Origin of the sequence: Pseudovibrio denitrificans JCM 12308 (genome assembly GCF_001310815.1) — a bacterium.
Classification (GTDB): domain Bacteria; phylum Pseudomonadota; class Alphaproteobacteria; order Rhizobiales; family Stappiaceae; genus Pseudovibrio; species Pseudovibrio denitrificans.
Window position 1 is genome coordinate 280302 of sequence record NZ_BAZK01000002.1, and the last position, 17074, is coordinate 297375.

Sequence of the window (17074 nt, forward strand, 5' to 3'; positions counted from 1 at the left end):
ACCACATGGCCTCCCATGCAGTGTTGAAGCTAGAAATCCCGAAAGCCGGGAGAGGCAAGGCGGCAGGCAATACCTGCGCATTTGGTTAGTAATAGAGTCTTCGGCATTGGCTACGCGCCTTGCCCGGGCATTTTGGTATGGCCAACATCGCCTCTTATCCTGAAAGACATGATAGCCGGTTTCCCGGAAGGATAGTGGCTTTGCTCAGATAAGTTTCCGTATCCGAACAGGTCCTCTACCCCTGACATGTGCTGCTCTGACCAGCAAACGCCACTGCGTGATGCCCTTCAGGTTGGGCCCTTCCTCTCAGACCATGCAGTCACGCCTGAAAATCGGTGCCACCGGACCTTTGCAAGATGCGTTACCCCTTGCAAAAGCCCCACCCAGCCCACGACACGCTGACGGACGGTCCGCCAGCTGCCCGTCCCGTGGGCATGGGATTAGTATGGGGGCATTTTCAAGCAAGGGGGATAAGTTTTCTTGAGTGTCGTTGGAGTGGCCGTGATCCGTTTTATCTGGAGTAGCCTTGATAGGCTGACACGGATATGAAAAAAGCCCCGGCGGTGAGGCCGAGGCTTTTGAAACTCTTTTGCAGATTTCCGTCGGGCTGACTAGCCTGCGGTATCTTTAGAGATTGGTGGCTGGAACTGCATGCCCAGATCCCATGGGAAGTACACCCAGGTGTCCTGAGAGACTTCGGTCACAATGGTATCAGCCAGATCGCGGCCCATTGGCTTGGCGTATACGGTTGCAAAATGTGCTTTTGGCAGCATTTCGCGAACAACTTTTGCTGTCTTACCGGTGTCGACCAGATCGTCAATGATGAGGATGCCTTCGCCGCCTTCAGAGCCGATCACTTTTGGATCGATTGGCTTGATGACCTTCAACTCACCCTGATCGTCGTAGTCGTGGTAAGATGCGATGCAAACTGTCTCAATGGTGCGAACACCCAGTTCACGTGCAATAATGCCAGCTGGAACAAGGCCACCACGTGTGATGGCTACAATCGCTGTAAATTCGCCTTTGTCGGCGAGGCGCCAAGAGAGGGCACGGCAATCGCGGTGGAATTGGTCCCAAGAGACCGGGAATGCTTTGGATTGCTGCTGATTATCCATGTGTCTTCTTTCAAAGAAATTTTGTCTTTGCAGCTTCTACGGCTGCTCGGACGGCTTCACTGGCCTGTTCCAGTACATCATTTGACCTAGATCGCACAACAACCTGTGTGGAAAATACTCCATCTTTTGACTGCGGATACGAGCCAATTGAGGTTTCCGGGTAGTTTTTCTGGATTTCCCCTAGGTCTTGCGCGATGCGACTCTCAGGAAGAGCAGCCTCAATTGTCACGGAAAGCATCTTTTGACTGGTTTCCAGTGTCGGTGCGATGGCGTCCACCATGGCCTGCATGATCGCAGGAACGCCGGCCATCACATGGACGTTCTCAATACGGAAGCCCGGTGCGATGGAGACCTTGTTTTCGATCAGATCCGCGCCATCAGGAATACGGGCCATGCGCTGGCGGGCAGGGGTAAAGTTCTCTGCACCGTAGTGATCTTCCAGCAGCTTATAAGCGCGTGGGTCAAGATCAATGGAAACGCCAAAGGCCTTTGCGATGGCATCGGCGGTGATGTCATCATGGGTTGGGCCAATGCCGCCAGAGGTGAAGACATAGGTGTACTCAGCGCGCAGGGCGTTGACCGCTTCGACGATCTTCTCCTCAAGGTCTGGCACAACACGCACTTCGCTCAGGTCGATGCCGATGTCGGTCAGGTAGGATGCTAGAAAGCCGATGTTCTTGTCTTTGGTGCGACCTGACAGGATTTCGTCGCCGATTACGACATAGCCCGCTGTGATGATTTTGCTGGTCATGGCTTTCTGTATTCCTTCGAAACTCAATATGCTTCGATAAAGCTGTTTGACATGATCCTTGATGGAACAGACTGCTTTATCGTTTGCTTATGCGCATCTCCGAAAACTGGTGCCCACTTTCCGGAGGTCCGCTTTAGATATCTTCGTCTTCTGGAGACCACTCATAGATCCAGTTCAACCGGTCCAGAAGCTGGCTCGGTGTGCTGGAGCGCATGACGATGTCCCGTGGTATGCGCAGCGGGAAGCCCATGTGGTAGACCCAGTCATTCCACTTTACGAGCTTGCTCATCTTTTGGATGCGTGGACGACGAGCAGCTTCATAGGCCTGAAGCGCCTGAGGCGTTGCGCCATGTTTGTCGACCATTTTGGAAAGCACCGCTGCATCCTCAATAGCCATAGCCGCCCCTTGCGCAGAAAACGGCAGGATGGCGTGGGCTGCATCACCGATGAGAGTGACCGGACCTTGGGTCCAGGCCGGACGGGTGTCGACCTCGCACAAGGACCAGCGTGTCCATGTTTCCGGCAGGTAGACCAGACGCAGTGCTTCCGGTGTCCAATTGCGGAAATGCTTGCGGACCTCATCACGGCCAACGGGATGGGACCAGGTGTCTTCTTCCCAGCTTTCTTTGGTGATGGCGACGATGTTGAGTAGTTTGCCGTTTTTCACCGGGTACTGAACCAGATGCGCGTTGCGGGCGAGCCAGAGGCCAGACGTGCTGAGCAGGTGTTCCAGATTGAACGGTGGTTCTGCTGTTGCGCGGTAGGCCACAAAGCCGGTGTGCTTTGCCGGTGCTCCGCCCAGAGTGTTCTGGCGAATGCTGGAGCGCACGCCATCGGCGCCAATGAGCAGATCAAATAGTTCCGGCACACCATCTATGCCAGAGGCAAAGGCAGCGCCGTTCAGCTTGACGGTGTCACCGCTGATCTCTGCGTTGTCGATCTTGGTGTCGAGGCGCAGGGTTACTTCTGGCGTGTTCTGAACAGCTTCGAGCAAGAGCTGCTGAAGATCTGCACGGTGGATCACATAATAAGGTGCGCCGTAGCGGTCTTCTGCGATCCGTCCCAGAGGAACCGTTGCCAGTTGAGAGCCATCCTGTCCGGAGCGAATGTTCACGCTGGAAGGGGAAACGGCTCTTGCCATGAGGGCAGGGCCCAAACCAAGGGCCTGCAGGCATCTCATCGCATTGGGAGACAACTGAATTCCCGCGCCGACCTCGGAAAGCTCTGGAGCAGCGTCGAACAGGAAAACACTGTGGCCCTTACGGGCGAGATATAGCGCAGCTGTAAGACCGGCGATCCCGGCTCCTGCGATAGCAATATTTCTTGGTATCATTGCGCAGCTTTCCTGCCGTGCTTTGCCTGAAACAGGGGACAGGCATTGCAGCGGGATTACTGATTATTCGTTTTATCGTCTAAGTGATACGGCTGTTAAGCCGCATCAGGTGTCCATACGCAATCAGCTGGATTGGATTCGTGAGAACCCAGGCTGGCGTCGTAGTGGTACAGGGTAGAGCAGTAAGGGCAAACCGCGTTGTCATCAGCACCCATGTCGAGGAACACATGCGGGTGATCCAGTGGTGGCTTCGCGCCAATGCACATGAACTCTTTGGCGCCAATTTTGATGGCTTCTACACCGTTGCTGTTGTGGAAGTGTGGTACGACTTTATCGGCCATTTGTTTGCCAAGCTCCATGGAACATAAATTTTGCCGGTGACAATAAATTGGTTCTGCGTAAAAAAACAGGTTTTCTAGGAGATTGATTGCACTGCATCCTATGCGGTCCACAACTGTACTGCGTTTTTTCACCTAGCACTGAGGTTTTAAGGCGAAAACGGTTCTGTTTCGTTCTGTGTGTATAGTTAAGGGACTAATCCAAATTGATAGGTCTTTGGCCTTTTCTTTCTTGATACTTACATTTACCCTCCCTTGATCCCATAGTTTTCCTTTACGTAAACGTTAGGTAATATGCCAATATTCAACAATAACGATCGTCCTATCGCTTATCTTGATGAAGGAGAGGGCGACCCAATCCTGCTGATCCACGGATTCGCCTCCAACAAGTTCGTCAACTGGGTATACCCTGGTTGGGTCGATCTGCTGGTGAAGGATGGTCGCCGTGTGATTGCGATTGATAACCGCGGTCACGGCGAAAGCTACAAGTACTACAATGGCGAGGATTACGGCGCGCCTGTCATGGCAGAGGATGCGCTGAAGCTGCTTGATCATCTTTATATCGATAAAGCAGATCTGCTTGGTTATTCCATGGGAACCCGCATCTCAGCGTTCTGCGCTTTGCAGGCACCTGATCGTGTGCGCTCTCTGACCCTTGGCGGTATGGGATATGGCCTGATTTCCGGCGTCGGGAATCCTGAGCCGATTATTGAAGGCCTGCTGGCTGACAAAATCTCTGATGTGAAAGACCGGACGGGTCGTGCCTTCAGAGCGTTTGCCGAGCAGACCAAGTCTGACAGACGTGCGTTGGCTGCTTGCATGCAGTCTGCCCGTAAACCGATTTCCGAGGACATGGTATCGACCATTACAGCGCCTACACTGGTGGCTGTCGGCACCAATGATGATGTGGCTGGTGATCCAAAAGCGCTTGCTGATCTGATGCCGAATGCCAGCTATCTGGAAATCACCAACCGGGACCACATGACGGCTGTCGGCGACAAGATTTTCAAAAAAGGCACATTAGAATTTTTGGAGCAGTTTTCATGAATAGAGGTACCCACGAATTTATCGGAGCCGATGGCAACCGTATTGTCGCTGACCGGTATGGCGCAGAAGGCCAGACCGTGATGATGATGCATGGCGGCGGGCAGACGAGACATTCGTGGGGCAAGACTGCGGAGATGATCGCCAATGCAGGGATGCAGGCGTTTTGTCTTGATATGCGCGGCCATGGTGACAGTGCATGGGTGGACGGAGAGAAGTACTTCTTCTCAGATTTCGGTGCTGATGTTGCAGCCGCGGCGACGCAGATCCATGAGGAAACCGGTATCAAGCCAATTGCAATCGGTGCCTCGCTGGGTGGTCTCGCATCTATTCTGGCGGAAGGGGCGCTGCGCCCCGGTGCTCTTGCTGGTGTGATCCTCGTGGATGTGACGCCTCGCCTTGACGAGGGCGGGGTGAACAAGATCCTCTCTTTCATGGCGGAAAAGGTGGAGGACGGATTTGGCAGTGTTGAAGAAGCTGCTGATATGATCGCTTCCTATCTGCCACATCGAAAACGCCCTAAAACGCTGGATGGCCTTTCCAAAAACCTGCGGTTGCGGGAAGATGGCCGGTATCGCTGGCACTGGGATCCGCGCTTTATCACCCATCATGCTGATCGGGCGGATATGAAAGAGCAGGTGCAGAGCCAGTTGCTAGAAGCGGCGGCCAACCTGAAGGTGCCGAGCATGCTGGTGCGCGGTGCGGCTTCAGAGCTTGTGAAACAGAGCCACGTTGATGAATTTCTTGAATTGGTTCCGCATGCACAATTCACAGATGTGAAAGAAGCTGGTCATATGGTTGCAGGCGATGTGAATGATATTTTTACTGCCGCGATCATGCCATTTCTAAAAGAGTACCAAGCTGCCGCCTGAAATTAGAATGAAGTTCTGCATTTCGTAAAAAATGTAGTTTCTCTTTCTCTTTGGTGTTGTGGGTTTGGTACGGGCTTTCTCTAATGGCAATACTGCGTGATGTACTATAGGCGGATAACTCAAAGCGACTAGGTGGGACTTGGATTGAAATGGTCTGCACCTATGTAAGGTTGAATAGGTCCTATCCATAAAGGAACATTCTTTCATGGTGCAAATTTCTTCAAGTAGCCCCAAGGAGCTGGCCTCTCATGATCCTGTTTGGGATCGCGTGAAAGCAGAAGCTCAAGCCATGGCCAGCTCTGAGCCTGCGCTTGCGTCTTTTGTGTATGAGACGGTGCTGAATCACTCTTCTTTGGAGGAAGCGATTGTTCATCGTGTGGCGGACCGTCTGGGCCACGTGGTTGTTTCTTCTTCTCTCATTCGACAGACCTATCTGGATGCGCTGGATCAGGCACCGGAGATCGCGCAGTCTTTCCGCGTTGATCTTTCAGCTGTTTTTGATCGCGATCCAGCCTGTGATCGTTTTCTTGAGCCGCTCCTTTACTTCAAAGGCTTCCACGCGCTGCAAACCCACCGCCTGGCGAACTGGCTTTGGGCTCAGGGCCGTGAGGACTTTGCTCTTTATCTGCAAAGCCGTAGTTCTGAAGTGTTCCAGATGGACATTCATCCGCAGGTTCCAATCGGGCGCGGCGTGTTCTTCGACCATGGCACAGGCATTGTGGTCGGCGGTACTGCCGTTATTGAAGATGATGTTTCCATCCTTCAGGGTGTTACTCTTGGCGGGACAGGTAAGGTTTCCGGTGACCGTCATCCGAAGATTCGTCAGGGTGTTCTGATTGGTGCCGGTGCCAAAGTTCTCGGCAATCTGGAGATCGGCCATTGCTCACGTGTGGCGGCTGGTTCTGTTGTTCTGAAAGACGTTGAGCCATGCACCACAGTGGCGGGTGTTCCTGCAAAGGTTGTGGGCGAAGCTGGTTGCGACCAACCGGCCCGGGCCATGGATCAAATGTTGGGCCAAGGTCAAGGACTTTCCTCGCAAAACAAACAAGGATAAGCTAGTTTCCTAGGGTTGGCACGAGGATAAACTTGTATAGTTTGTGCCCCAAGTTTGAAGTGAAACTGGTAAGGAGACGGCTGTGAAGCCTGATGAAATTCGTAAGGTGCAAACCTACATGCGCAACACATTCAAGTCGCCAGAACTTGAAGTGCGCGCGCGTCCTCGTAAAGATGACTCTGCTGAAGTTTATATCAACGACGAGTTTCTCGGCGTGATCTTCCGCGATGAGGAAGATGGCGAACTGAGCTGGAATTTCCAGATGGCTATCCTCGATATTGACGTGGAAGGCCTCTAAGGCACCACGCAAATCTGATAGGTTTGAAGGGCTCCGTTTCGGGGCCCTTTTTGCATCATAATGAGACATGGAATGCGCTCTGCATCCTGAAATGAAACGTATTTGCCACTCTGGCCTAGCCGGATATTTCCAGTGCCGTCCTATATGTAAATATTAACAATAGGTTAACTGAGGATGGCATGCGGCATAGGATTTGCTTTCAACTGCACTGTATCGCGATTGAGCTGGGATGACGCAGCGAAGAGTGGGGGAGTGCATGCTGGGCGAATTGTTGTTGGCCGCGTTTATAGCGGCTTCCGGGTTTGTGACCGCGGGTATTCTGGGTAGTTTTTATCAGTTGGTGACGGGGGAGCCGCCGAAGTTCTTTGCCGAGATGAAGGGGCCAGTCTCCTGGCTTATTGTTGTCGGCCTTTGGCTGGTTGCCGGACCGTTTATATTCATGCGCAATGCGATCCAGGGATATTACTGGGAGAGTTTTAGTCCGGGCATGCTTGCTGCCGCAGGTGGCTTAACGGCTATGTGGAGCATTCTTTCTGGTACGTTTGTTTTGAGTTTTCTCTTGGCACTTTAAGCGGGGCCTATGCTAGATTGCGCGGGATTTGATTTGTGCAATCTAGGAGAACCTTGTGCCATTTTATAAGCTTGGAGACAGAAGCCCTAACGTTCCTGAAAACGGAAACTACTGGGTCGCGCCATGTGCAAGTCTGATTGGGCATGTGCAACTGGATGAGGAAGCGAATGTTTGGTTTGGCGCCGTATTGCGTGGCGACACTGAACTCATCCACGTTGGTGCGCGTTCTAACATTCAGGATGGTTCTGTACTTCACACGGACTTGGGGTATCCGCTTGTTATTGGTGCGAACTGCACCGTTGGGCACAAAGCTATCCTGCATGGCTGTACAATCGGTGAGGGATCGCTGATCGGCATGGGTGCCACGATCCTGAACGGTGCCAAGATCGGCAAAGGCTGCATTGTTGGCGCGAATGCGCTGGTGCCAGAAGGGAAGGTTATTCCGGATGGCTCCCTCGTTGTCGGCATGCCGGGCAAAGTGGTTCGTGAGCTGGATGAAGAAGCACAAGCAATGCTGATCCGCTCCGCTGATGGTTATGTGATGAATGCGCAGCGCTTTAAAGAGCAGCTTGTTGAACTTTGATGGTGCATTCGCGCTTTAAAACAGAAAAGCCGCGGACAGGTTCCGCGGCATTTTTATTGCTATGAGTAGTTTGTGCCTTACTCTGGGATGCTTGCCACGGTGGTGACGCGCTTGTCGGAAATGGCGGACCATGCTGCGGCGTGACGAGCGGACTGACGTTTTACATAGCGGTATGGGGTTGAGTACCAAGGCAAAATGGATGAGATCTGATTGTCGAGAATGAGATCTCCCTGATCCGTGCGCACGCTTAAGACAGCATGTCCACCATTGTTCAGGTCTTTCACAACGGTGATGAGCAGGGCGCTTGGTGGCCATCCCAGTGCAATCAACTGCCGTTGCTTTTCCAGAACATACTCTTCGCAATCACCGGCGCCTTGCGGGTAGGTCCAGTACTCCGCCACGCCAAAGAGCTGCTCATCTGTAAGCGGGCGCACCTGAGTGTTGATGGAGGCGTTGACGTCCAGAAGCTCTTGCCAACGTTCTTTGGTCAGGCGGACAACGAGAGGGGTGTTGGTGCCATAGCGGCATTGCTGAGGGTAGTTCTGGCAGAACTCGATATGACCAACAGGGGCATTTGCTTGTCCGATGACGGGCATGAAACGACCCGGAATCTGCTCGGCATTCGCCTGAGACAGACCCATAAATCCGCTCAACGCGATACCCAATACACTTTTCGCGAACAGCTTATACTCAAACACAAGTAGCGCCCTCCAATCATGGCTGGCTCTACTTTCATTCGGGCGCTTTTATTTGGTTATAACCTTTAAACTCAGTATTTAATCAAATTCGATCTGCATTTAACTCAAGTTTGCATCGTAATTAAATTAAATCAGATGAAAATAAGAGCTAAATTTAATTCAAATTGTAATGAGTTAAAGAGTCCGCAGAAATCTCTAGTTTTTGAGGGCTACGCTGCGAGAGTTCGTCGGCATAAGTACGGTTAATTTAAAGATAATCGCGGAAAGCTGTGCTTTTTGCATATAAAATTCACCGCAAATATTTTTTTATAAATTTATCGAAAAGCTGATGCTTAACCGTTGAAAACGAGGAATCGCTGCGGTTGAGCCTTAGCGCTTTTCAGCGTTGGAGATGTGGTGCTCCAACAACTCCTTGTTCTGGACTGACGCAAACTCGACTGCGATGCCCTCTTCGAAATGACGGACAATGCGGGCACGCATCTTGCCGAGCGTAATCGGTGTTCCAAGGGCTGGGCGCACATCTGTTTTGAGTGCGGCGCCAGAGAGGGACACGTCCACGATACGACAAGCGTACTCTCTGCCATCTGGAGGATGATCTTGGTCATTGGGTTCTTTGGAACAAAGCGGTCGAACCTGCGATCTTCAGGCAGATTGAGTTCGTCTTTGTTCGCCAGCCATGTGAGGACGGATGCCAGCTTGTCGCGTTTGCGCGCGCTGGCATTCACTGTCATGGCAAAGCCGCCGTCGATTTCACGGACGATCTTGCCTTCAACACGACCGATGTGATCGAGATAGGCAACAACACGTTCGCCGATTTCGCCCATAACAGGGGAGATGAAAGCGGCGCCGCCGGGGGACATGTTGACCACCTGACAAGGGTACTCGCGTCTGTTTTCCAGCATGAAGCGGCCAAGCACGTTGATTTCAACGCGGGAAAAACGGCGTCTGTCAGGTTCTTTTGCCGCGAGTGCAGCAATTCTGTTGGTCGCTGTGCGCCCTGCCATTTTCCTAGGAATCCCGAGTACGCGATTATTGTCTAATACGAAACTTGGGTCACACCCTAGGAAAACAAGGTTAACAGAATGGTAACTCAGGTGAGCCGTACAGGTTTATATTTTGCCACCATCAACAACTCTAAGATGTCCTACCTGTCGGCTGTTTGGAATTTCAACGGCTTTTGGTGCGGCAGGGCGTGACAAGCGGCTACCACGACTTACCCTTGGTTCCATTGGGCCAACAGCACGGTGTGCTGGCGTTCCGAAATGTGGGACACATTCATTTTCTTCGCTGAAGAGCGGTGCATCTTCATCCGGCCAGATCAAGCGCAAGCTGTTTACTTTTTGCTTGGAGATGGCCTGAACGCCGAGCCAGAACGGGCGCTTTAGAGGAGCCATGCAGCCGAGGATGCGTGTGCAGCCTTCGCCCTGAACGCGTATCGGCAAGAGCAGGAGTTCCAGATCGACGGACTGGCCCATTTCTGTGGTGCCGGTGAAGCTGATGACAGCGGCTGCGCCGTCCTGCGTGATTGCGGAGAGCATGGCAGTGACGGCCTGCTGGTCTTTCTCGTCCCAACCGTCCAGGAAGCTACGGCCTTTCAGCTCGCGGCAGAACAGGGAGCATAGGCGTGTACCTGCCAGGCGGAACCGGAAGTTGTTTTGCTTTGCCAGTTCCAGAATGAAGGTATCACCGAGAACACTTTTGATGGCGGAGGGTTGAATGTCGCCCCGTTCTGGTGCTGGACGTTCAGCCCGAATTTCGTCCCAGTATTCAAAGAGTATCCGTGATGCGCCGTGTTTCATATTCCTGCCTTCCCCAGTCCGCTTATTGGGTGTTCCCATTGGGGTCAGTGTCCTTTTTATGGACAACTTTAACTATCCGCTGGTCTATGGTGGGGAATAAGCAGGGAGCATGCCAAACTACAAATATAATAAAAATTTAATAAAATATTAACCTTAACAAAGGGTTTAAGTTGTGGTGTCCGGCAGTTTATATAATCTTGGTTGCAGTTGCCTCACCTGAACCCTTGAGGCCATAAGAATTGAGCTATTTTCGGCGGAAAACCTAGGTTTGCTGCGTTTTGTACGTAGCCAGAAAAATCGGGAAATCACACGCCAAACGGGGAGAAGCTCCGATAAACCGTCAGCGCTTGGGGGAGTGCTGGCGGTTTATTGTTTTTATTTGGTCCTTACATTCTGTGCCAAACCTTGCGAACTGTGCCAAGTTACCCTAGTTCAAAATGGGACAGCAATTTTCGGGTCTGTAATGAAATGAACCAATCCAACGAAGAGCATCAGGGCCCGGACGGTCCGTATTTTCACCGCCCAGCACGGGAGCCGATGTTCAATCTGCCAACTGTGGTTGTTGGTCTCTCCCTTATCCTCATAGGGATCCATCTGGTTCGGGCTTACATTCTTTCTCCGAATGAAGAAGTGCAGACGCTACTTCTGTTTGCCTTCTGGCCAGTTCGTTATGTCAGCGGCTTTATGGCTCAATATTCCTGGCCGGGTGAAACGGCTTCTGCGGTCTGGAGCTTCCTGACCTATGGTTTCCTGCATGGCAGTGCTGAGCATATCGGCTTTAACGTGCTTTGGATGGCTGTGTTTGGTAGTGCGGTTGCCCGCCGGTTTGGCGCGACGCGGTTCCTGCTTCTTTCTGCGGTTTGTGCTATTGCTGGTGCCGGTGCGCATCTGGCAACCAATTGGGGAGATCAGGTGCCGGTGATTGGTGCTTCTGCTGCAGTCTCCGGTCAGATGGCTGCTTCTTTGCGGTTTATCTTTGAAGCAGGCGGGCCGATGAGTTCTTTCCGCCGTCATGATACCCATGCATATGCTGTTCCTGCGCGACCTTTGCTGGAAGCGTTGAGTGATCGCCGTGTGCTTACCTTTATCCTTGTCTGGTTTGGTCTCAACTTCCTGTTTGGAGTCTGGTCAGCACCTATCGCAGGTGAGGGTGTAAGTATTGCGTGGCAAGCTCACGTAGGTGGATTTGTCGCTGGATTGATCCTTTTTCCACTCTTGGATCCAATTAAGCGGCGTTGGTCCTGACCACTTAATAGTTAGCTAACTACATATGTTAACAGCACCTAAGTTGGTGGCTAGGCAAGTATTGTTTTTTTGTGCCATGATACCGTAGGGTTAGATTTGTTCTCTTCCTCTTTTTTCTCTGAGAAAGAAGGATGGCATAAACAAACGAGGAGGTCGCCATGACAGTTGCTGCCATATTGAACGGCAAAGGGCGGGACGTTTATACGGAAACGAGCACACGTAGTTTGAGCGAAATATGCGCGAGCCTTGGCGGGCGCCGCATTGGTGCGATTGTGTTGTGTGACGAGCCGGGCGTGATTGTCGGTATCGTTTCAGAACGTGATGTTGTTCAGGCGATCGCCATGGAAGGTCCTGACGTTCTTGCTCAACCCGTCAGCGAGTACATGACCAAAGAGGTTGCTGTTTGTACGGAAGCAGACTCTGTGAACGGCGTTATGGCCCGCATGACCGAAGGCCGCTTCCGCCATATGCCTGTTGTGGAAGATGGCAAGCTCATCGGTCTTGTTTCTATCGGTGATATCGTGAAGTTCCGCATCGCTCAGGTGGAGCGTGAGGCGGACGACCTGCGTAATTACATTCAGGCAGTCTGATCTGCTGGTTTACTGCTGTGCTGTTCAGGCACAGCAGTCATTTCTTCCAAAACTCGTGGTTTACACTGGATCCTTCGCGAGATGCGTAGGTCGGTGTTATGGCTGCATTTCTGCCAGCTGGTGGATTTCCGGCAAGGCTCGGCACGTGGTTTCATAACCGACGCGAATAGCTTCTTCTCCGCGGTGGAAGTCGAACAAGCCGAGATGAGACAGGCGCAGGGTGAGGATGGTATCTGGTGGATCTCCCGCCAGACGTGAGCGGCCAATCCTGTCCTGAATGATGTTGTAGCTGTCCATCATAACACCGGAAATGCCGGGCAATCCCTTTTGTTTTCCGCCAAAAATCTGACGTCTCAGGACACGCTTGATGGTGCCGCCGGGGTCTTTGTTGAGTTTGCTGTCGATCTCCGGGATCATGTCTTTCGGGATCGGGGGCAGCTCGTGGACCACTGTGGAGCCTCGGCCAAATGTGTCTGAGTTCAGGTTTACTGCAATGACTGCTCTTGCACCCATGGCACGGCAGACGGAGACGGGGATTGGGTTGACCAGTGCACCATCCACCAGCCAGCGACCACCGTATGCAACGGGTTCGAATACACCGGGAAGGGAAGTGGAGCAGCGCATGGCTTGCGTGAGCGGGCCTTTCTTCAGCCAGATCTCATGGCCAGTGCCCAGTTCGGTTGCGACTGCTGCGAAGGGGCGATCGAGATCTTCGATCATGATGCCGCCGAAGTGGTCTTCGAACAGAGAGAGGACTTTTTTCCCAGAGATGAGGCCTGAGCCGCCGAAGGAGAGATCGACCATGCTGAAGACGCGGCGGCGGGAGAGGGAGACGACCCACTCCTCAAGCTGGTCTAGCTTACCGCAGAGATAGCAGCCGCCGACGACGGCGCCGATCGAGGTGCCTGCGATGAAGTCCAGTTGGATGCCTGCTTCTGAAAGAGCTTTGAGAACGCCGATATGAGCCCAGCCGCGGGCTGCACCTCCGCCAAGTGCCAGGCCAATGCCGGGGGTGATCTCCGGCTCTGGAATGGTGGTGGGTGTTTCAGGCTCTTCTTCTACAGGCTGTTTGCTGTTGGGCCACAGAGGTAGATTTTGCAGCACTGCCATCTCCCCGACTGTCTTTACACTGGTTGAATAGTCAACGTTACCTTGGGGTAACTATGCTATTTAAACCTATAAAAAGACTGAATCGGGGCGCAGCGAAACCTACTGTTTTTTCCCGTAAACTTCTTGGGGGTCATATACCGGAGCGACTTCTGTCTTCTCCAGCCAGACATCGCCGGTTTCGTTTGAGTTCACTTTCCGGAAGAAGCAGGAGCGATAGCCGACGTGGCATGTGGCGCCGTTGCCATGGACTTTGACGCGAAGCCAGATTGCGTCCTGATCACAATCAGTACGGATTTCAACGACTTCCTGTACCTGACCAGAGGTGCCACCCTTCTTCCAGTACTCCTGGCGGGAGCGGCTCCAGTACCATGCTTCACCGGTTTCGATTGTGCGGCGCAGGCTCTCGGAGTTCATATAACCCACCATGAGCAGCTCACCGCTGTCGAAATCAGTGACTGCAGCAGCAATCAAACCATTTTCGTCAAATTTCGGGCAGAGTTCATCGCCCAGCTCAATTGCGTTTTTGTCAGCGCGCGGCGCAAAGCCGTCGGCTTTAATATTCGTCGACATGAAATGCTCGAATTTTCTGATGAATGGTCCGAGCTTACGAACGGACCATTGTCATGAAGCGTACCTGTTCAGAGGCATTGTCTTCAAAAACACCGGAGAACCGGTTGGTGAGGGTGGAGACACCCTGTTTTTGAATGCCACGCATGGACATGCACTGGTGTTCTGCTTCGATCATGACGGCGACGCCACGAGGAGCCAGATATTCTTCCAATGCAGTTGCGATCTGAACGGTCAGATGTTCCTGTGTCTGAAGGCGGCGTGCGTAGATTTCTACAACACGTGCGATCTTGGAAAGGCCCACGACAGCATGGTTTGGATAATAAGCGATATGCGCCTTGCCTGTGAATGGCAGGACGTGATGCTCACAGAAAGATGTGAAAGTGATATCTTTCAGCAGCACAATATCGTTGTATCCACCGACCTCTTCAAAGGTGCGTTCCAGATGCTCGCGAGGATCTTCCTTGTAACCGGAGAAAAGATCTTCGTAGGCTTTGACCACGCGCTTTGGTGTATCCAGCAAACCTTCGCGCTCCGGATCATCTCCGATCCATTGAAGAAGTACGCGCGCAGCAGCCTCAGCTTCAGCCCGGCTAGGGCGGTTGGGGAGCTTGTTGTCTTCTGTAGCCGTGGGATCGGTTTCTGTAACCGGTCTCAAAACAGCGTCCATATTATGTCTCCAACAATACGCAGGCGATGAGTGTAATTTAAGACATACTTCTCTTAAAAAAACACTGAACCCGCCATAGGTTCCTGCGCAGCAACTATTTTCGTCGGCCTGTTTTCAGTTCAGGCTCTTCCCATTGTCATACGCAAATCTACGGCTTACCTAAGGAGATGTGAGTATGGCGCAGGGTATAATCTGCGACAACCCGTTTAGACCGCCAATAAATTGGCACCTATGGTTTCTTCTAGGTAATGTGTGCTAGATTGCGATATTCCGCTTTTGACCTCTAGCAAGGTCTCGGCAGCACCACCTATATAAGATAGATGTCTTGGTTAGGAAAGGGTCTTCCCTTATTAGTGAGTGATCCAAGCTCGCTTCAGGTTATAAAGCGGGCGTGAGAAGAGTAGCCAGAGTTTTGCATGTTGGACGACATTTACAATACTAAGATCCTTGAGTTTGCAGGGAATATTCCTCTGCTGGGGCATATTGATAACCCGCAGGCTCAGGCAAAAGCACACTCGCGGCTCTGTGGTTCGACGGTGAGTGTTGAGGTTTGTGTAGCCAATGGTCTAATAACCTCATTTGCGCAGGATGTGAAAGCGTGCGCTCTGGGGCAGGCTTCTGCATCCATTCTGGGTCAGCATGTTATTGGAGCAACACCTGCAGAAGTGCGGGAGGCTTATGCGCAGTTGCACGCTATGCTGAAGGATAACGGCCCTGTGCCGACCGGTCGTTTTGCTGACCTTTCTTTCCTTGAGCCAGTGCGTGATTACAAAGCACGCCATGCGTCCACCATGCTTGCGTTTGAAGCGCTGGTGAAGGCGCTTGATGATGTTGAAGCTGCTGTTGCCTAAGGCATTTTGCTATGTGTAAGCCCGATCTGCTCCCAAAAGAGAGGCCTGCCAGCCTGATGGCGCGGCTAGGGATTGGGCTTATCTGGATTTATCAGCATAGCCTGTCGCTGATTTTGGGGCGAGCCTGTCGCTATCAACCATCCTGCTCTCATTACACAGCTGAAGCCATGACACGGTTTGGGTTTTGGCGAGGCGGCTGGATTGGATTGTCGCGGATTATCCGCTGCAATCCTTATGGGGCGAGTGGCTATGACCCGGTTCCGCTCAGCTTACCCAAAGCATCAAAATGGTACCTGCCATGGCGGTATGGTCACTGGAACGGTGATCATATAGATCCCAAGACACGTTTTGATCTGAAGGACTGAGACTGCTCTGAATATCAAGGGCAGTTGAACTCGGTCTTTTCTTCTGCTGTCGGCACCGGAAGAACGGCGAATTCTCCTTCAATTGCAAGGTTTTCGTAGGGTTGTGAGTTGACGACTACGCCATATGCCTTGCCGCTGGCTGCATCGAGCGTCCACACCCATCCCAGATTGGATTCCTGCGGATTATCTTTCCAAGAGATTTGAGTGATGTCTGGTGTGATCTGCTGCACTGTGTATGTTGCGGTGCCTTTGCTCTTGCCGAATTGCGAGGTGGTGTTCCAGGCCAGAGCTTCTGCATTGCAAATGAAGGCGGTGAACTTTTCTTCGATGGCTTCCGCCCCATCCTTGGTGATGCTCCATGCAAAATTCAGGGATTTGCCGAGCCATTGTTCTGCGGTTTTTGCAGCAGACGTGTTGCTGTCGGTTTCAGCAAGTGTGTGGATTTCGCTTTGAAGGCTTTTGCTTGTGGGAACCGGCGGACCGTCGCCGGGGACTTGGGCTGTTGTCACGCTGGCTGATTGAAAGAGGAAAATCGCAGTGGCGCTCAGGAGTGCTGGGGTTTTCATTGTATTCTCCTGTTTCAACTCTGTTATCCGGCCATTCAAAGAAGATCAGTGTTTGTCGTCGTCTTCCTGATCTTGCTGGGTGGCCTCATTATCGGGCTTCTGTGTGGTGACAGGTGGCGCAGGCATCATAGATTGATTGCTCATCGGATAATCAGGCATGCCGGACATCATTGAAGGATCTTCCTGAGCGCTGTTATCTTCTTCCTCAACACTTCCTGAGGTTCCCAGAGATGGTTCATTGAACATCTGCGCAGGGGAAGGGAGGGACCATGCTGAGATGGATAGTCCCAGAACGATGATATGAGTTGGAAGCCAATACCTGCTCATTTGGACGCCTTTGATGATCTTCGGGATGTGCACTCCACTACAGAAACTCATAATTTCGTTTGAAGATAATGGCTTAATGTAGAAAAGCGTCCAGCAACCAGCAGTGGTTCCCGGTCCTTCGCTTAACAAAGCGCTACTTGCAGACGTGGGAATTCGTGAAATTTTCGCGGTGGCAATTACGTAAATACCCCTAGTTAAAGCTGCTGGAGTGGGGTGTTGTTCACAGATTGCCGGCTAAAAACGTTTTTTCCGATGTTTTCCCAACTCAAATTTCAAAGGGGCGTTGACAAGAGGGCCTCAAATGAAGATAACCCGTCCTCACACGGC

At 52.2% G+C, this 17074-nt stretch carries 21 protein-coding genes and 1 pseudogene; 10 read left to right on the top strand and 12 right to left on the bottom strand.

The features are described 5' to 3' along the window. Positions 1-611: 611 nt before the first annotated feature. From gpt to JCM12308_RS02935, 4 genes are all read right to left on the bottom strand, one after another. Positions 612-1115: a xanthine phosphoribosyltransferase gene (gene gpt, locus JCM12308_RS02920; protein ID WP_014286390.1), complete on the bottom strand. Its 504-nt coding sequence runs from the start codon at positions 1113-1115 to the stop codon at positions 612-614. Between the two features lie 10 nt (positions 1116-1125). Further along, the gene (locus tag JCM12308_RS02925) at positions 1126-1866 is read right to left on the bottom strand and encodes a competence/damage-inducible protein A (RefSeq protein WP_054782794.1); all 741 of its coding nucleotides are present in this window, start codon (positions 1864-1866) and stop codon (positions 1126-1128) included. A 133-nt stretch (positions 1867-1999) separates the two neighbouring features. Beyond that, complete coding sequence (locus tag JCM12308_RS02930; protein WP_054782795.1) at positions 2000-3199, bottom strand: FAD-dependent oxidoreductase; 1200 nt, start codon at positions 3197-3199, stop codon at positions 2000-2002. Positions 3200-3294: 95 nt separating this feature from the next. After that, a complete protein-coding gene (locus tag JCM12308_RS02935) occupies positions 3295-3540 on the bottom strand; it encodes a zinc-finger domain-containing protein (protein ID WP_174519171.1) in 246 nt (81 codons plus the stop codon). Between the two features lie 291 nt (positions 3541-3831). Here JCM12308_RS02935 and JCM12308_RS02940 point away from each other — a divergent pair, with 291 nt between their 5' ends. From JCM12308_RS02940 to JCM12308_RS02965, 6 genes are all read left to right on the top strand, one after another. Beyond that, positions 3832-4584 carry an alpha/beta fold hydrolase gene (locus tag JCM12308_RS02940; protein ID WP_008547659.1) on the top strand — a complete coding sequence of 251 codons (753 nt, stop codon included), beginning with the start codon at positions 3832-3834 and terminating at the stop codon, positions 4582-4584. Further along, the gene (locus JCM12308_RS02945; RefSeq protein ID WP_054782796.1) at positions 4581-5453 is read left to right on the top strand and encodes an alpha/beta fold hydrolase; all 873 of its coding nucleotides are present in this window, start codon (positions 4581-4583) and stop codon (positions 5451-5453) included. The genes JCM12308_RS02940 and JCM12308_RS02945 overlap by 4 nt, the downstream gene beginning before the upstream one ends. A 205-nt stretch (positions 5454-5658) precedes the next feature. After that, positions 5659-6507: a serine O-acetyltransferase gene (cysE, locus tag JCM12308_RS02950; protein WP_008547507.1), complete on the top strand. Its 849-nt coding sequence runs from the start codon at positions 5659-5661 to the stop codon at positions 6505-6507. An 82-nt stretch (positions 6508-6589) separates the two neighbouring features. Next, a complete protein-coding gene (locus JCM12308_RS02955) occupies positions 6590-6805 on the top strand; it encodes a DUF3126 family protein (RefSeq protein WP_008547690.1) in 216 nt (71 codons plus the stop codon). A 256-nt stretch (positions 6806-7061) separates the two neighbouring features. Next, complete coding sequence (locus JCM12308_RS02960; RefSeq protein ID WP_008547397.1) at positions 7062-7376, top strand: DUF6949 family protein; 315 nt, start codon at positions 7062-7064, stop codon at positions 7374-7376. Positions 7377-7431: 55 nt separating this feature from the next. Then, the gene (locus tag JCM12308_RS02965) at positions 7432-7959 is read left to right on the top strand and encodes a gamma carbonic anhydrase family protein (protein WP_054782797.1); all 528 of its coding nucleotides are present in this window, start codon (positions 7432-7434) and stop codon (positions 7957-7959) included. 77 nt (positions 7960-8036) lie between these two features. Here the strand turns inward: JCM12308_RS02965 and JCM12308_RS02970 are convergent, their stop codons facing one another. From JCM12308_RS02970 to JCM12308_RS02980, 3 genes and pseudogenes are all read right to left on the bottom strand, one after another. After that, positions 8037-8657: a transglutaminase-like cysteine peptidase gene (locus JCM12308_RS02970; protein ID WP_054782798.1), complete on the bottom strand. Its 621-nt coding sequence runs from the start codon at positions 8655-8657 to the stop codon at positions 8037-8039. A gap of 369 nt (positions 8658-9026) precedes the next feature. Continuing rightward, positions 9027-9661, bottom strand: a pseudogene (locus JCM12308_RS02975) (PilZ domain-containing protein). Positions 9662-9766: 105 nt separating this feature from the next. Further along, positions 9767-10456 carry a PAS domain-containing protein gene (locus JCM12308_RS02980; protein WP_008547925.1) on the bottom strand — a complete coding sequence of 230 codons (690 nt, stop codon included), beginning with the start codon at positions 10454-10456 and terminating at the stop codon, positions 9767-9769. A gap of 468 nt (positions 10457-10924) precedes the next feature. On the opposite strand from JCM12308_RS02980, the gene JCM12308_RS02985 reads away from it, so the two are divergent. Together JCM12308_RS02985 and JCM12308_RS02990 are read left to right on the top strand one after the other, a co-directional pair. After that, a complete protein-coding gene (locus JCM12308_RS02985) occupies positions 10925-11701 on the top strand; it encodes a rhomboid family intramembrane serine protease (protein WP_054782799.1) in 777 nt (258 codons plus the stop codon). Positions 11702-11859: 158 nt separating this feature from the next. Then, positions 11860-12291, top strand: a complete 432-nt coding sequence (locus JCM12308_RS02990; protein WP_008547558.1) for a CBS domain-containing protein — start codon at positions 11860-11862, stop codon at positions 12289-12291. A 96-nt stretch (positions 12292-12387) separates the two neighbouring features. On the opposite strand, the gene JCM12308_RS02995 is transcribed toward JCM12308_RS02990, so the two are convergent. From JCM12308_RS02995 to folE, 3 genes are all read right to left on the bottom strand, one after another. Continuing rightward, positions 12388-13401 carry a patatin-like phospholipase family protein gene (locus tag JCM12308_RS02995; protein WP_008547784.1) on the bottom strand — a complete coding sequence of 338 codons (1014 nt, stop codon included), beginning with the start codon at positions 13399-13401 and terminating at the stop codon, positions 12388-12390. Between the two features lie 99 nt (positions 13402-13500). Then, positions 13501-13971 (bottom strand): phosphoribosyl-AMP cyclohydrolase, encoded by a 471-nt coding sequence (gene hisI / locus JCM12308_RS03000; protein ID WP_054782800.1) that lies wholly within the window; start codon positions 13969-13971, stop codon positions 13501-13503. Positions 13972-14005: 34 nt separating this feature from the next. Then, positions 14006-14638, bottom strand: a complete 633-nt coding sequence (folE, locus tag JCM12308_RS03005; protein WP_008547794.1) for a GTP cyclohydrolase I FolE — start codon at positions 14636-14638, stop codon at positions 14006-14008. A gap of 416 nt (positions 14639-15054) precedes the next feature. On the opposite strand from folE, the gene JCM12308_RS03010 reads away from it, so the two are divergent. Further along, positions 15055-15489 carry an iron-sulfur cluster assembly scaffold protein gene (locus JCM12308_RS03010; RefSeq protein WP_014286379.1) on the top strand — a complete coding sequence of 145 codons (435 nt, stop codon included), beginning with the start codon at positions 15055-15057 and terminating at the stop codon, positions 15487-15489. Between the two features lie 56 nt (positions 15490-15545). Continuing rightward, positions 15546-15854 carry a membrane protein insertion efficiency factor YidD gene (gene yidD / locus JCM12308_RS27640; protein WP_208978210.1) on the top strand — a complete coding sequence of 103 codons (309 nt, stop codon included), beginning with the start codon at positions 15546-15548 and terminating at the stop codon, positions 15852-15854. A gap of 14 nt (positions 15855-15868) precedes the next feature. On the opposite strand, the gene JCM12308_RS03015 is transcribed toward yidD, so the two are convergent. Then, complete coding sequence (locus JCM12308_RS03015; RefSeq protein WP_054782801.1) at positions 15869-16420, bottom strand: hypothetical protein; 552 nt, start codon at positions 16418-16420, stop codon at positions 15869-15871. A 45-nt stretch (positions 16421-16465) separates the two neighbouring features. Continuing rightward, on the bottom strand, positions 16466-16798 hold the full coding sequence (locus tag JCM12308_RS03020; RefSeq protein ID WP_208978211.1) for a hypothetical protein: 333 nt from the start codon (positions 16796-16798) through the stop codon (positions 16466-16468). Between the last annotated feature and the right edge of the window lie 276 nt (positions 16799-17074).